Origin of the sequence: Pseudomonas sp. Pdm06 (genome assembly GCF_014851795.1) — a bacterium.
Classification (GTDB): Bacteria; Pseudomonadota; Gammaproteobacteria; order Pseudomonadales; family Pseudomonadaceae; genus Aquipseudomonas; species Aquipseudomonas fluorescens_AA.
In genome coordinates, this window is the sequence record NZ_JACVAH010000005.1 from 283881 (window position 1) to 299651 (window position 15771).

Here is a 15771-nt window from a genome sequence, read left to right on the forward strand (position 1 = left end):
TTTTGAACGGATGACCGTTTGTCGGGTAGCTGGTGCGGAATTTGCACTTCAGTCCAAATCGCTCAAAGAGCGTCAAGTTTCCATACGACTGTCATCAAGCCTGTATTGACTGACGACAGGGATGTCACGAAGAACCAAGGGACGGATACCAGTTGAAACCTCATAACGCGGTCAGTGCGCCTGTCGTCGCGCCTTCATTGAAATTGCTACTGCGTCGGGGGCTGCTCGGCGCTGCCCTGTTTTCCGGTGTGATCAATATTCTGGCGCTGATCGGCCCGGTGTTCATGTTGGAAGTGTATGACCGGGTGATTCCCAGCCAGAGCGTGCCGACATTGGTGGCGCTGGGCTTGCTGGCGCTGGGGGTCTATGCGCTTTCGGGCCTGCTGGATGTCATTCGTTCCCGGGTCATGGTGCGAATCGCTTCTTCGCTGGATCTGGCGCTGTCCACCAAGGTGTTCAATGTGATTGCCGGTGCGTCGCTGAAAACGCCCATTACTGGCGATGCCCTGAAACCGGCCCAGGAACTGGACCAGATCCGGAACTTCATAGGCGGTCCGGGGCTGGTGGCATTTTTCGATTTGCCCTGGATGCCGGTTTACCTCGCGGTCTGCTTTTACATTCACCCGTTGTTCGGTCTTTTAGCCGCCGGCCTGATGGTCATCCTCATCGCGCTGACCGTGACCACTGACCGGCAAACCCGCAAATTGATGCAGGCGTCAGCCGAGGCGTTGAACAAGCGCAATCATCTGGGCCAGCAAGCCCACCAGAACGCCGAAGCCCTCAAGGCCATGGGCATGTTGGCTGACACGTCGAACATCTGGCAGAAGAATCACAGCACCTTCATCACCCTGCAACGACGCTCGATCGACATCGGCGGCTTTTACGGTGGCATTTCCAAAACCCTGCGCCAGATCGTTCAATCGGCCGCCCTGGCCCTGGGTGCATGGCTGGTGATCAAAGGCGACTTGAGCGGCGGCACGATGATTGCGGCCTCGATTATTGTGGCGCGAACCCTGGCACCGGCGGAGCAGGTCATTGCCACGTGGCGCAGCCTGTTGGGTGCCCAGGTCGCCTGGAAGAAGCTGTTGGAAGTGTTCTCTCTGTTCCCGGATACCCAGAGCAAGACCGAACTGCCCGCTGCCCATCGCCATTTGCAGGTGGAAAGTGTTTTTGCCGCGCCGCCCGGCGCGCAGCGCCTGACTTTGCAAAATATCAACTTCATGGTCGCCGCAGGCACCGCTGTCGGTGTGGTGGGGCCGAGTGCATCGGGCAAGTCGTCATTGGCGCGAGTGTTGGTCAACGCATGGGTGCCGGCGCGGGGGCATGTCCGGCTCGATGGGGCGCCGTTGGACCTGCTGGCTGAGCAGGCTCGAGGCAAGTTGATTGGTTATCTGCCGCAAAGCGTTGGCCTGTTTACCGGAACCGTCGCCCAGAACATCGCCCGGTTGGATCCTTCAGCACAGGACAGTGCGATTGTCAGCGCCGCGCAATTGGCCGGCGTCCATGAGCTGATTCTGCAACTACCCCAGGGTTATGAAACCCAAGTGGGCGAGGGCGGGGTCAACCTTTCGGCGGGGCAACGGCAGCGGGTGGCATTGGCCAGGGCGCTGTTTGGTGATCCGTTCCTGGTGGTGCTGGACGAGCCGAATTCAAACCTCGACGCCGACGGCGAGCAAGCGCTGGCCAAAGCGATCCTGGCGCTCAAGGCTCGCGGCGCAATCGTGGTGGTGATTGCCCATCGCACCAGCATTTTGGCGGTGATCGATCAGGTACTGATTCTCGAGAACGGTGTGCAGGCGGCTTTCGGCCCCAGGGATGTCGTCCTTAAACGACCGCCTGCAGCGGCCCCCCGTCCCTCCAGTAATGTCGTGGAATTGGGAGTATCCAACTGATGCACACCGATCAAGAAGCCAGCCTGACCCATTCCTTGTCCCGTCATTTGCGTTGGGGGAGCCTCTCGTTGGTGGTGCTGCTCGGCGGCAGCCTGACGTGGGCGTTGTGCACCCAACTGTCCGGCGCTGTCGTCGCCACGGGCGTGGTGGCCGTGGAGGGTAGCGTCAAGACCATCCAGCATCCCACTGGCGGCGTGGTAGCCGAGTTGCTGATCAAGGAAGGGCAGAGCGTTGCGGCGGGAGATGTGTTGCTGCGCCTGGACGCAACCTTGCCGGCCGCCAGCCAAGCCATCGTGAGTAAATCCTTGAATCAGGCCTGGGCCCGTCTGGCTCGCCTGGAGGCCGAGCGGGACAACGCCAGCGAAGTCCCGCTGCCCAAAGAGTTGCTGACTCGCATGAATGTGGATGAGGCCAAGGCTGTGATGGCCATCGAGCAGCAATTGTTTTTCGACCGACGCGCCTCCCGAGACGGCCAGAAGAAGCAACTGCGCGAACGCATCCAGCAACTCAATGAAACCATTGCCGGCCACGACATCCAGCAGAAAACCAAGCAAGAAGAAATCGAGCTGATCGACAGCGAATACCAGGCCGTCAAGAAACTGTTCGACAAAGGCATGATGACCCTCGACCGGGTCAATGCCTTGGCCCGGGGGATTGCCCGCTTGCGCGGAGAACGGGGCCAGCTCATGGCATCGATTGCCGAGGCGCGGGGCAAGATCGCCGAAACCGAGTTGCAACGACTCCAGGTTGACCAGACGTTCCGCAGTGAAGTGTCCCAGGAACTGCGGGATCTGCTGGCCCGGCAAGGTGAACTGATCGAGCGGGAAATCACTGCCAGCGACCAGCTTAAACGCATCGACATCACCTCTCCCATCGCCGGTCGTGTGCAGCAATTGGCGGTGCATACCATTGGCGGCGTGATTTCTCCCGCTGAAGGACTGATGCAAATCGTACCGGCCGATGATGAGTTGCTGGTGGAGGCGAAGATCAGTGCCCAGGACATCGACCAACTGACGGTCGGGCAATCGGCGATCTTGCGCTTGAGCGCCTTCAACCGCAGCACCACCCCGGAACTGACCGGCACCGTGGTGCGCCTGTCAGCGGATTTGATTCAGGATGAGCGTACCGGGATTGGGTTTTACCGGGCGGGTATCAGGATTCCTCAGAGCGAGTTGGCAAAACTTCAAGGGCTCGCCCTGGTGCCGGGGATGCCCGTGGAATCGATGATCCAGACCGGCTCCCGGAACGTCATGTCTTATTTGCTTAAACCGATCAGCGACCACGCCCAGCGGGCCTTCCGGGAAGGATGAGGCTTTGCTGTTCCACTGACGCACAACCGATTCATCAACAGGGCAAGGAAGAAAAAATGGCAGTGATTAATGGGACATCGGGTGCGGACACGCTGGTAGGGACCACGAGTGCGGATCAGCTGTATGGGTTGGAAGGGAATGACTCGCTGAGTGGCGGAGATGGCAATGATTGGCTGGAGGGTGGCGCGGGTGCGGACACCCTCAACGGTGGGACAGGTATCGATACGGCGTCCTACGCGAATTCGACCGCTGGGGTGACAGTCAGCCTGATCACGGGGACTGGCCTGGGCGGGGACGCTCAGGGCGATACTTTGACGGCTATAGAAGCCGTGGTGGGCTCGTCCTTCAACGACACGCTGACCGCCCAGACCAGTGGGCATTCCCTTCAGGGTGGGGCTGGTGATGATGTGTATATCGTCGGCGGAACGGGCGTGACGGTCTCCGAGTTGGTTGACGGAGGCAACGATGAAGTACGCACGACGCTGGGCGACCTGACGTTGGCAGCCAACGTTGAGCGCCTGACCTACACCGGTGCGGGCAACTTCGTCGGTCGTGGCAACGCCTCGGACAACATCATTACCGGCGGCGCGGGTAACGATGTGCTGATCGGTGGCAATGGCGCGGACCAATTGATTGGCGGTGCCGGTGCGGACATCGTCAGTTACGAGGATGCCAGCAGCGTCACCCTGAATCTGAAGACCGGCGTACATACGGGCTTCGCCGCGGGCGATACATTCAGTGGCATCGAAACCTTCCGTGGCTCGACCGCTGGCGACACGTTCTACGCCAGTGCCGCAGCTGATAGCCTGGATGGCTACACGGGCACCGACATGCTCTCTTATTCGCAGTCGGAGCAGGGCGTCAACATCACGATGACGTCTGCCACGGCGGGGACTGGGCTGGGCGGCGACGCCCAAGGCGACACCTTCACGGCCTTCGAGAGAATTACCGGTTCCAACTTTGACGATGTGTTCACCACTGCCCTGGGCACCACCGAATTCTATGGCGGTAATGGTAACGACGTGTACGTCATCAACGGCACGGCCAGCCAGCTCGTGCGGGAGTTTGCCGGTGGTGGTGACGACGAAGTTCGCACCAATCAGGCCAGTGTGACCCTGGCCACAGAGGTCGAGCGCCTGACCTTCACCGGCACGGGTAGTTTCCGTGGCGTTGGCAACGCCTCGGACAACATCATTACCGGCGGCGCGGGTAACGATACCTTGATCGGTGGTGCGGGCGCGGACCAATTGATTGGCGGTGCCGGTGTGGACATCGTCAGCTACGAGGACGCCAGCAGCGTCACCCTGAATCTGAAAACCGGTGTACATACCGGGTTTGCAGCGGGCGATACATTCAGTGGCATCGAGACCTTCCGTGGCTCGACCGCTGGCGACACGTTCTACGCCAGTGCCGCAGCTGATAGCCTGGATGGCTACACGGGCACCGACATGCTCTCTTATTCGCAGTCGGAGCAGGGCGTTAACATCACGATGACGTCCGCCACGGCGGGGACGGGACTGGGCGGCGACGCCCAAGGCGACACCTTCACGGCCTTCGAGAGAATTACCGGTTCGAACTTTGACGATGTGTTCACCACCGCCCTGGGTACCACCGAATTCTATGGCGGTGCGGGTAACGACGTGTACGTCATCAACGGCACGGCCAGCCAGCTCGTGCGGGAGTTTGCCGATGGCGGTGACGACGAAGTTCGCACCAATCAGGCCAGTGTGACCCTGGCCACAGAGGTCGAGCGCCTGACCTTTACCGGCACGGGTAGTTTCCGTGGCGTCGGCAACGCCTCGGACAACATCATCACCGGCGGCGCCGGTAACGATGTGCTGATCGGCGGCAATGGTGCGGACCAATTGATTGGCGGTGCCGGTGTGGACATCGTCAGTTACGAGGACGCCAGCAGCGTCACCCTGAACCTGAAGACCGGCGTACATACCGGGTTTGCGACGGGCGATACATTCAGCGACATCGAGACCTTCCGCGGTTCGACCGCCGGCGACACGTTCTACGCCAGTGCCGCAGCCGATAGCCTGGATGGCTACACCGGTACCGACATGCTTTCCTACTCGCAGTCGGAACAAAGCGTCAACATCACCATGACGTCCGCCACGGCGGGGACTGGGCTGGGCGGCGACGCCCAAGGCGACACCTTCAGTGCCTTCGAGAGAATTACCGGTTCGAACTTTGACGATGTGTTCACCACTGCCCTGGGCACCACCGAATTCTATGGCGGTGCGGGTAACGACGTGTACGTCATCAACGGCACGGCCAGCCAGCTCGTGCGGGAGTTTGCCGGTGGTGGTGACGATGAGGTTCGTACCAATCAGGCCAGTGTCACCCTGGCCACAGAAGTCGAGCGCCTGACCTTCACCGGCACGGGTAGTTTCCGTGGCGTCGGCAACGCCTCGGACAACATCATCACCGGCGGCGCGGGTAACGATACCTTGATTGGTGGTGCGGGCGCGGACCAATTGATTGGCGGTGCCGGTATTGACGTGGTCAGTTACGAGGACGCCAGCAGCGTCACCCTGAATCTGAAGACCGGCGTGCATACGGGCTTCGCCACGGGCGATACATTCAGCGACATCGAGACCTTCCGTGGCTCGACCGCTGGCGACACGTTCTACGCCAGTGCCGCAGCCGATAGCCTGGATGGCTACACCGGTACCGACATGCTCTCCTACTCGCAGTCGGAACAAAGCGTCAATATCACCATGACGTCTGCCACCGCGGGGACGGGGCTGGGCGGCGATGCCCAAGGCGACACCTTTACTGGTTTTGAGAGAATTACCGGTTCGAACTACGACGACGTATTCACCACGGCTGTGGGCACTAACGAGTTTTATGGTGGTGCGGGCAACGACGTGTATGTCATCAACGGCACGGCCAGCCAGTTCGTGCGGGAGTTTGCCGGTGGTGGTGACGATGAGGTGCGCACCAATCAGGCCAGCGTGACCCTGGCCACGGAAGTCGAGCGCCTGACCTTCACCGGTACAGGTAATTTTCGCGGTAATGGCAACGCTTCAGACAACATCATCACCGGCGGCGCCGGTAACGATTTACTGACCGGCGGCAATGGTGCGGACCAGTTGATTGGCGGTGATGGTGTTGATATCGCCAGTTACGAGGATTCGGGTGGCGTCACCCTGAACCTGAAAACCGGCGTGCATACCGGGTTTGCGGCGGGCGATACATTCGACGGCATCGAAACCTACCGGGGTTCGACAATCAACGATACGTTCTACGCCAGTGCCGCAGCCGATAACCTGGATGGCTACACGGGCACCGACATGCTCTCTTATTCGCAATCGGAGCAGGGCGTCAACATCACCATGACGTCCGCCACGGCGGGGACTGGGTTGGGCGGCGACGCCCAAGGCGACACCTTCACGGCCTTCGAGAGAATTACCGGCTCGAACTTTGACGATGTGTTCACCACCGCCCTGGGCACTACTGAGTTCTATGGTGGTGCGGGTAACGATGTTTACGTCATCAATGGCACGGCCAGCCAGTTCGTGCGGGAGTTTGCCGGTGGTGGTGACGATGAGGTGCGCACCAATCAGGCCAGCGTCACCCTGGCCACAGAGGTCGAGCGCCTGACTTTCACCGGTACAGGTAATTTCCGCGGTAATGGCAACGCCTCGGACAACATCATCACCGCCGGCGCCGGTAACGATATTTTGATCGGCGGCAATGGTGCGGACCAGTTGATTGGCGGTGATGGCGTTGATATCGCCAGTTACGAGGACTCGGGTGGCGTCACCCTGAACCTGAAAACCGGTGTGCACACCGGGTTTGCGGCGGGCGATACATTCGACGGCATCGAGACCTACCGGGGCTCGACAATCAACGACACGTTCTACGCCAGTGCCGCAGCCGACAGCCTGGATGGCTACACCGGTACCGACATGCTCTCCTACTCGCAGTCGGAACAAAGCGTCAATATCACCATGACGTCCGCCACGGCGGGAACTGGGTTGGGTGGCGACGCCCAAGGCGACACCTTCACTGGCTTCGAGAGAATTACCGGTTCGAACTACGACGACGTGTTCACCACGGCTGTGGGCACTAACGAGTTTTATGGTGGTGCGGGTAACGACGTTTACGTTATCAACGGTACGGCCAGCCAGTTCGTACGGGAGTTTGCCGGTGGCGGTGACGATGAGGTGCGCAGCAATCAGGCCAGCGTGACCCTGGCCACGGAGGTTGAACGCCTGACCTTTACCGGCACGGGTAACTTCCGTGGCGTTGGCAACGCCTCGGACAACATCATTACCGCCGGCGCCGGTAACGATATTTTGATCGGTGGCAATGGTGCGGACCAATTGATTGGCGGTGCCGGCATCGACACCGTCAGTTACGAGGATGCGAGCAGCGTAACCCTGAACCTGAAAACCGGCGTGCATACCGGGTTTGCAGCGGGCGATACATTCAGCGGAATCGAGACGTTCCGAGGCTCGGCAATCGACGATACGTTTTACGCCAGTGCCGATGCTGACAGCCTGGATGGCTACTCAGGTACCGACATGCTTTCTTATTCGCAGTCGGAACAGGGCATCAATATCACCATGACGTCTGCCACCGCGGGGACGGGGTCGGGCGGCGATGCTCAAGGCGACACCTTCACTGCCTTCGAGAGAATTACCGGCTCGAACTATGATGATGTGTTCACTACTGCACTGGGCACTACCGAGTTCTACGGCGGTAACGGCAACGACGTGTACATCATCAACGGCACGGCCAGCCAGTTCGTGCGGGAGTTTGCCGGTGGCGGTGACGATGAGGTGCGCACCAATCAGGTCAACGTGACCCTGACTTCGGAGGTCGAGCGCCTGACCTTCACTGGCACGGGTAATTTCATCGGTCGCGGCAACGCCTCGGACAACGTCATCATCGGCGGTGCGGGTAACGATACCCTGTTCGGTGGCGCTGGCGCGGACCAACTCATCGGCGGCGCGGGCACCGATACAGTCAGCTACGCTGACAGCGGTGCGAGTGTCACCATCAACACCCAAACGGGTATCCATACCGGCATCGCGGCAGGTGATACCTACAGCAGCATCGAAGCGATTACGGGCTCCAATTACAGTGACGTATTTGTCGGTGATGCAGGGGCCAATATCTTCAACGGCGGCACCGGCCTGGACTTGTTGAGCTTCGCCAGTGAGAGCTCGGGTATCACGCTGGACCTGAGTGCGCCTCTGGTGACGGGTGTCGCGGCCGGCGATAGCTACACCTCCATCGAGATTTTCCAGGGGACCGCCCAGGCCGATGCCTTCACCGGCAGTACGGGAGCTGCGGAAAACTTCATCGGAGGGGCGGGCGCTGACACGCTCAATGGATTGGGCCGTGGCGACGGTGCCTGGTATCTGACCAGCAACGATGCGGTACAGGTCGATCTGTTGGCGGGAACCGCGTCGGGAGGTGATGCGCAAGGCGACGTGCTGGCCAATATCGATAATCTGATCGGCTCGCAATTCAACGACACCCTGACGGGCAATGCCTACTCGAACAAGCTGGAAGGTGGGGCGGGTAACGACTTGCTTTACGGCGGCGATGGCGATGACTTTATCTATGGCGGTACCGTCACGGATATCAGCACCCTTGCATTGACGCCTTCCTCGGGCGCCCAAGCCGATACGCTGTATGGCGGCAATGGCAATGACACCATGATGAGCAGCGGCAACGATGTTGGCAGCGTGCTTTACGGCGAGGCCGGCAGCGATACGTTGACGGTCTCCTCCGGCATTGCTCATGGCGGCGATGGCAACGACATCCTGACGGGAACCGGTTACGCCTATGAGCTTCATGGTGGCGCGGGTTTCGATACCTTCAATATGAATGCGTCTGGCGATGCCTATGGTGGGGAAGGTGGTGACGCCTACATAGTCAACTCCAAGAGCATGGTCGCCATTGAGGACACCGGGACAACCGGTGTCGACACTGTCAGGTTGAAAAATATCCAGAGTGTCAACGACGTGCAGGTGATCAAAACCGATGCGGGCGCCTACATCTTCAACGTGGCCGATTACCAGAGCGGAAACCTGGACTCCGGTGTTTTCCTGAAGGACTGGTACGCAGGAAGCAATACCATCGAGACGTTCTTCACCAACAACGGTGACTCTTTCACCCTTCCGGTCTAAGCGTCACCTGGCCACCGCGGCATCCGTCGATTTTCGGCGGATGTTGCGGTGAGATGAAACACCAACGGCAAAGCCCGCAATCAGGCCTTGCCGTTTTTTTTACCCGGCTTTTCTCCACACAAAAGAAAACCCCCGATAAACCAGCGGTCTATCGGGGGCTTCTTTCAGCAGGCGCCTTTACGCGCCCACCCGCTCAGCTTATTGGCAAGCTTCGCAATCCGGCTCGTCGATCGCACAGGCCTTTGGCACTGGCGCAGGTCCTGCTGGCGCTGCCAGGACCGAATCGTCACCGTGGTTGCCGCCGCTGGAAACCGCGTTCAGCTTGCCGGTGTTGATGGTCGACTTCTCGGTGCTGGTGGCGGCCAGGGCACGGAGGTAGTAAGTGGTTTTCAGGCCACGGTACCAAGCCATGCGGTAGGTCACGTCCAGCTTCTTGCCCGAAGCGCCGGCGATGTACAGGTTCAGCGACTGAGCCTGGTCGATCCACTTCTGGCGACGGCTGGCGGCGTCGACGATCCACTTGGTGTCCACTTCGAACGCGGTAGCGTAGAGCGCTTTGAGCTCTTGCGGGATGCGCTCGATCTGCTGCACCGAACCGTCGTAGTACTTCAGGTCGTTGATCATGACCGAGTCCCACAGGCCGCGAGCCTTGAGGTCGCGAACCAGGTACGGGTTGATCACGGTGAATTCGCCCGACAGGTTCGATTTCACATACAGGTTCTGGTAGGTCGGTTCGATCGACTGCGACACGCCGGTGATGTTGGCGATGGTGGCGGTCGGTGCGATGGCCATGATGTTGGAGTTACGGATGCCTTTCTGCACACGGGCGCGAACCGGTGCCCAGTCCAGGGATTCGTTCAGGTCGACGTCGATGTACTTCTGGCCGCGCTGGGCGATCAGGATCTGTTGCGAGTCCAGCGGCAGGATGCCCTGGGACCACAGCGAACCCTGGAACGTCTCGTAGGCGCCACGCTCGTCGGCCAGGTCGCAGGAAGCCTGGATCGCGTAGTAGCTGACCGCTTCCATGGACTTGTCGGCGAACTCGACCGCGGCATCGGAACCGTACGGGATGTGCTGCAGGTACAGCGCGTCCTGGAAGCCCATGATGCCCAGGCCGACCGGACGGTGCTTGAAGTTGGAGTTCTTCGCTTGCGGCACCGAGTAGTAGTTGATGTCGATCACGTTGTCGAGCATGCGCACAGCGGTGTTCACGGTGCGTTGCAGCTTGGCGGTGTCCAGCTTGCCGTCGACGATGTGGTTCGGCAGGTTGATCGAGCCCAGGTTGCAGACCGCGATCTCGTCCTTGTTGGTGTTCAAGGTGATCTCGGTGCACAGGTTCGAGCTGTGGACCACGCCCACGTGCTGCTGCGGGCTGCGCAGGTTGCACGGGTCCTTGAAGGTCAGCCATGGGTGGCCGGTTTCGAACAGCATCGACAACATTTTGCGCCACAGGTCTTTGGCCTGGACGACTTTGAACAGCTTGATCTTGTTGTACTCGGTCAGGGCTTCGTAGTACTCGTAGCGCTCTTCGAAAGCCTTGCCGGTCAGGTCGTGCAGGTCCGGCACTTCGGATGGCGAGAACAGGGTCCACTTGCCGTCATCGAAGACACGCTTCATGAACAGGTCGGGGATCCAGTTGGCGGTGTTCATGTCGTGGGTACGACGACGGTCATCACCGGTGTTCTTGCGCAGCTCGATGAACTCTTCGATGTCCATGTGCCAGGTTTCCAGGTAGGCACAGACCGCGCCCTTGCGCTTGCCGCCCTGGTTGACCGCAACGGCGGTGTCGTTGACCACTTTGAGGAACGGCACGACGCCCTGGGATTTGCCGTTGGTGCCCTTGATGTACGAGCCCAATGCGCGAACCGGGGTCCAGTCGTTGCCCAGGCCACCGGCGAATTTCGACAGCATGGCGTTGTCGTGGATGGCGCCGTAGATGCCCGACAGGTCGTCCGGAACGGTGGTCAGGTAGCAGCTCGATAGCTGTGGACGCAGGGTGCCGGCGTTGAACAGGGTCGGGGTCGACGCCATGTAGTCGAAGGACGACAACAGGTTGTAGAACTCGATCGCACGGTCTTCGCGCTGCTTCTCTTCGATTGCCAGGCCCATGGCCACGCGCATGAAGAAGATCTGCGGCAGTTCGAAACGGATACCGTCCTTGTGGATGAAGTAACGGTCGTACAGGGTTTGCAGGCCCAGGTAGGTGAACTGCTGGTCACGCTCGTGGTTGATCGCCTTGCCGAGTTTTTCCAGGTCGAATTCGGCCAGGACCGGGTTCAGCAATTCGAACTCGATACCCTTGGCGACATAAGCGGGCAAAGCCTTGGCGTACAGGTCGACCATTTCGTGGTGGGTCGCGCTCTCGGCGACTTCCAGGAAGCTCAGGCCTTCGGCACGCAGGGTGTCCATCAGCAGGCGGGCGGTCACGAAGGAGTAGTTCGGCTCGCGTTCCACCAGGGTCCGGGCGGTCATCACCAGCGCGGTGTTGACGTCCTTGAGGGCGACGCCGTCATAGAGGTTCTTCAGGGTTTCGCGCTGGATCAGGTCGCCATCGACTTCTTCCAGGCCTTCGCAGGCCTCGGTGACGATGGTGTTCAGGCGGCCCATGTCCAGCGGCGCCAGGCTGCCGTCGGCGCGTGCGATGCGGATCGACGGGTGGGCCTGGACCGGAGCGTCGGCCGGGGAGCGGGTAGCACGTTCCTTGGCGCGGGAGTCACGGTAGATCACGTAGTCGCGGGCCACTTTCTGCTCGCCGGCACGCATCAGGGCCAGTTCGACCTGGTCCTGGATTTCTTCGATGTGGATGGTGCCGCCCGAAGGCATGCGACGCTTGAAGGTCGCGGTGACCTGTTCGGTCAGGCGGGCCACGGTGTCGTGGATTCGCGACGAAGCGGCAGCGGTGCCGCCTTCAACTGCGAGAAACGCTTTGGTGATGGCGACGGTGATCTTGTCATCGGTGTAAGGAACGACAGTGCCGTTACGCTTGATCACACGCAGTTGGCCCGGCGCGGTGGCGGACAGATCCGGGCTCGAATCGGCGGCCAGCGGCGCGGTGCCCTGCGGGTTCTCGCGAGTTGTGTCGGTGTGCATGGGTGTCTCCACGTTCTCTATGTTTGTTTGGGCACCATCACGGTGCCCACCGTTCCGTCCTGAAGCACTACAACCGACTGGCGCCGGGCATAACAACTTCGGGACAGTAGGAAGCAGGCGTTTAATGCCGCTTCCATCCGAAGTTCTCAGGTTGCGAGCGAGGCTCGAAACCGGGTTGTCGGGGTGGCAGCAATTGACTGCAACACCCGTACCGTTTCGGTCGTTTTCGACCTAGAAACAGCTGCCATCCGCAGGGGCGGTCTGGGCTTGGGGAAATGCGATGTTTCAGTTGGACAGAAGCAAGAAAAGCGCTTGAATTCTCTGCCCGACTTGTGTTTGGTTTTTGGCCTGAAACCCTACATGTAGGGTTTTTTACGCGGCGGGCTACAAGATAATGCGTTTTTGGGGGGTATGCAACGTACTACCTGTGGATAAGCCTGTGCGTAATTTGTGTGCGAAACGTGGAACTGCTCTGTAGGCCGCGACCTAGCTGGAGTGGACCTTTTTTCACCGGTTTCGACGATCCGAAAACAGCCTGAAGATTTTTGCGGGCGCGGACGTTACCACATAAAACCCACCCGACCGAAACGCATTTGTCCGCTTGTTTTATGTGCAGGCGGCGTTTATACAATCGGCCCGTGCATGGGTGTGTTTATCCCCCTTTAACATGACAAAAAGACGGGGAGGCGCAGGACCCAACCTGTGGGAGCGAGCTTGCTCGCGATAGCGTCGGAGCAGCAGCATGGAGGCTGACAGACACACCGCCATCGCGAGCAAGCTCGCTCCCACAGGGTTCGTGCCTTGTCAGTGAGATTGGCAACACGCCTCTCCTTATTTAGCTAATCAGCCAAAAGGTCCCCCAGTGGAACAAGAAGCCTGGCAGGTATTGATCGTCGAGGATGACCAGCGTCTGGCCGAGCTGACCCGGGAATACCTCGAAAGCAACGGGTTGCGTGTCGCCATCGAAGGTGACGGTGCGGTGGCGGCGGCGCGGATCATTGCCGAGCAGCCGGACCTGGTGGTCCTCGACCTGATGCTGCCCGGCGAAGACGGCCTGAGCATCTGCCGCAAGGTGCGCGAGCACTATGACGGGCCGATCCTGATGCTCACCGCCCGCACCGACGACACCGATCAGATCCAGGGCCTGGACCTGGGCGCCGATGATTACGTCTGCAAGCCGGTTCGCCCGCGTCTGCTATTGGCGCGGATCCAGGCCCTGCTGCGACGCAGCGAGCCGGAGCCGAGCGTGGCGCAGAAGCAGCGGCGCCTGCAATTCGGTCCGCTGGTGGTCGACGACGCCCTGCGCGAAGCCTGGTTGCAGGGCAACGGTATCGAGCTGACCAGCGCCGAATTCGACCTGCTGTGGCTGCTGGTATCCAATGCCGGGCGCATCCTGTCCCGGGAAGAAATCTTCACCGCCCTGCGCGGCATCGGCTATGACGGCCAGGACCGCTCCATCGATGTGCGTATTTCGCGCATCCGGCCCAAGATCGGCGACGACCCGGACCATCCCCGGCTGATCAAGACCATCCGCAGCAAAGGCTACCTGTTCGTTCCCGAAGCTTGCGCAGACTTGGCACCGTGAATTCGATCTTCCTGCGTATTTATGGCGGCATGTGCGCGGCGCTGGTGCTGGTGGCGGTCCTCGGCGTACTGGCCCTGCACCTGCTCAACCAGACTCGCGGCGAGCAATACCGCGAGCGCCTGGCCCACGGTACGTTTTCGTTGATGGCCGACAACCTGCGGCCAATGAACGACACCGAGCGCCGTCGGGCATTGGCCGTGTGGGAGCGTCTGCTGGGCATTCCCCTGGCCTTGCAGACGTTCTCCCAGACCGACCTGGACCTCGGCCAGCGCACTCGCGTGTTGCGCGGCCAGGCGTTGGTCGAGCAGACCGGGCCCCATGCGGCAAAAGTCTATCGGCTGGTCAATGACACCGAGCAATTGATGTTGGTCGGGGAAGTCCAGCAGATCAGCGAGCAACTGGCCCGCGCGACCATTTACCTGTTGGCCGACGAACTGGTGCGTTACCCCGTGGCCGAGCAACCCAAGCGGCTGGCGCAACTGGAGCAGGAAAAAGGGTTTGGTTTCGACCTGCGACTGATGACCGCCGAGCAGGCCGACATGGACGAAGACCAGCGCCGTCGCGTGTCCGAGGGCGATACGGTGATGGCGCTGGGCAAGGGTGGCGATTCGATCCGGGTCTTCGCCGGCATGGTTGGCACACCGTGGGTCCTGGAGATCGGCCCGCTGTACCAGATGAACCCTTATCCGCCGCAATGGCTGGTACTGATCGCGGCGCTGGGGTTGAGCCTGATCGGGTTGATCGTCTACCTGTTGGTGCGTCAGTTGGAGCGGCGCTTGCGGGGTCTGGAGTCGGCCGCCACCCAGATCGCCCAGGGCAGCCTGGAAACCCGGGTGCCGGCCCGAGGCGCCGACTCGGTCGGGCGATTGGCGGCGGCGTTCAATGGCATGGCCGAGCACTTGCAGCAACTGTTGGCGATCCAGCGCGAGCTGGTGCGGGCGGTGTCTCACGAATTGCGCACCCCGGTGGCGCGCCTGCGGTTTGGCCTGGAAATGCTCGGCAGCGCCACCACCCCCCAGGCCCGGGACAAATATCTGGCGGGCATGGACCACGACATCGAAGACCTGGATCGGCTGGTGGACGAAATGCTCACCTACGCGCGGCTGGAGCAGGGTTCACCGGCCTTGAATTTTCAGCGGGTGGATCTGGATGCGCTGGTTAATCAGGTGATCGATGAGCTGGGGCCGTTGCGGGCCGGGATCACGGTCGAGCGCGGTCTATGCCTGTCGGCCGCCGATTGCGACGGCGCCTGGGTCGAGGCCGAGCCACGCTTTCTGCATCGAGCCTTGCAGAATCTGGTGGGCAATGCCATGCGCCACGCCCATTCCAAGGTCACGGTCAGCTACCAGGTGGGTCAGTTGCGCTGTCGGGTGGACGTGGAAGATGACGGGCCCGGCGTGCCGGAAGCGGCGTGGGAGCGGATTTTCAAACCCTTCCTGCGCCTGGACGACAGCCGCGCCCGGGCGTCGGGCGGTCATGGGCTGGGGCTGTCGATCGTGCGTCGGATCATCCATTGGCACGATGGCCGGGCGTTGATCGGCAAGAGCAAAAGCCTGGGTGGTGCCTGTTTCAGCCTGAGTTGGCCGAGGCATCAGGATAGGTCTTGAGAGGTGCGGTGCCTGATCGACCGCCATCGCGGGCAAGCCTTGCTCCCACAGCAAACCACACTTAAATGAAGGTGCACTGACCTGTGGGAGCAAGGCTTGCCCGCGATGAGGCCTTGAAAAGCAGCACAGTTC

At 60.7% G+C, this 15771-nt stretch carries 6 protein-coding genes; 5 read left to right on the plus strand and 1 reads right to left on the minus strand.

Annotation, left to right across the window (positions count from 1 at the left end):
* Window positions 1-152: 152 nt before the first annotated feature.
* From IB266_RS11315 to IB266_RS11325, 3 genes are read left to right on the plus strand one after another with little or no spacing between them, the layout of a single operon-like run.
* On the plus strand, window positions 153-1892 hold the full coding sequence (locus IB266_RS11315; protein WP_192261223.1) for a type I secretion system permease/ATPase: 1740 nt from the start codon (window positions 153-155) through the stop codon (window positions 1890-1892).
* Window positions 1892-3202 carry an HlyD family type I secretion periplasmic adaptor subunit gene (locus tag IB266_RS11320; RefSeq protein WP_192261224.1) on the plus strand — a complete coding sequence of 437 codons (1311 nt, stop codon included), beginning with the start codon at window positions 1892-1894 and terminating at the stop codon, window positions 3200-3202. Before IB266_RS11315 ends, IB266_RS11320 begins: the two co-directional genes overlap by 1 nt.
* Window positions 3203-3258: 56 nt before the next feature.
* On the plus strand, window positions 3259-9357 hold the full coding sequence (locus tag IB266_RS11325; protein WP_192261225.1) for a hypothetical protein: 6099 nt from the start codon (window positions 3259-3261) through the stop codon (window positions 9355-9357).
* Window positions 9358-9555: 198 nt separating this feature from the next.
* Here the strand turns inward: IB266_RS11325 and IB266_RS11330 are convergent, their stop codons facing one another.
* Window positions 9556-12447, minus strand: a complete 2892-nt coding sequence (locus IB266_RS11330) for a ribonucleoside-diphosphate reductase subunit alpha (RefSeq protein WP_060741041.1) — start codon at window positions 12445-12447, stop codon at window positions 9556-9558.
* Window positions 12448-13309: 862 nt separating this feature from the next.
* Here IB266_RS11330 and IB266_RS11335 point away from each other — a divergent pair.
* Together IB266_RS11335 and IB266_RS11340 are read left to right on the plus strand one after the other, a co-directional pair.
* On the plus strand, window positions 13310-14032 hold the full coding sequence (locus tag IB266_RS11335; RefSeq protein ID WP_060741042.1) for a response regulator transcription factor: 723 nt from the start codon (window positions 13310-13312) through the stop codon (window positions 14030-14032).
* Window positions 14029-15639: an ATP-binding protein gene (locus tag IB266_RS11340; RefSeq protein WP_192261226.1), complete on the plus strand. Its 1611-nt coding sequence runs from the start codon at window positions 14029-14031 to the stop codon at window positions 15637-15639. Before IB266_RS11335 ends, IB266_RS11340 begins: the two co-directional genes overlap by 4 nt.
* The last annotated feature ends 132 nt before the right edge of the window (window positions 15640-15771 follow it).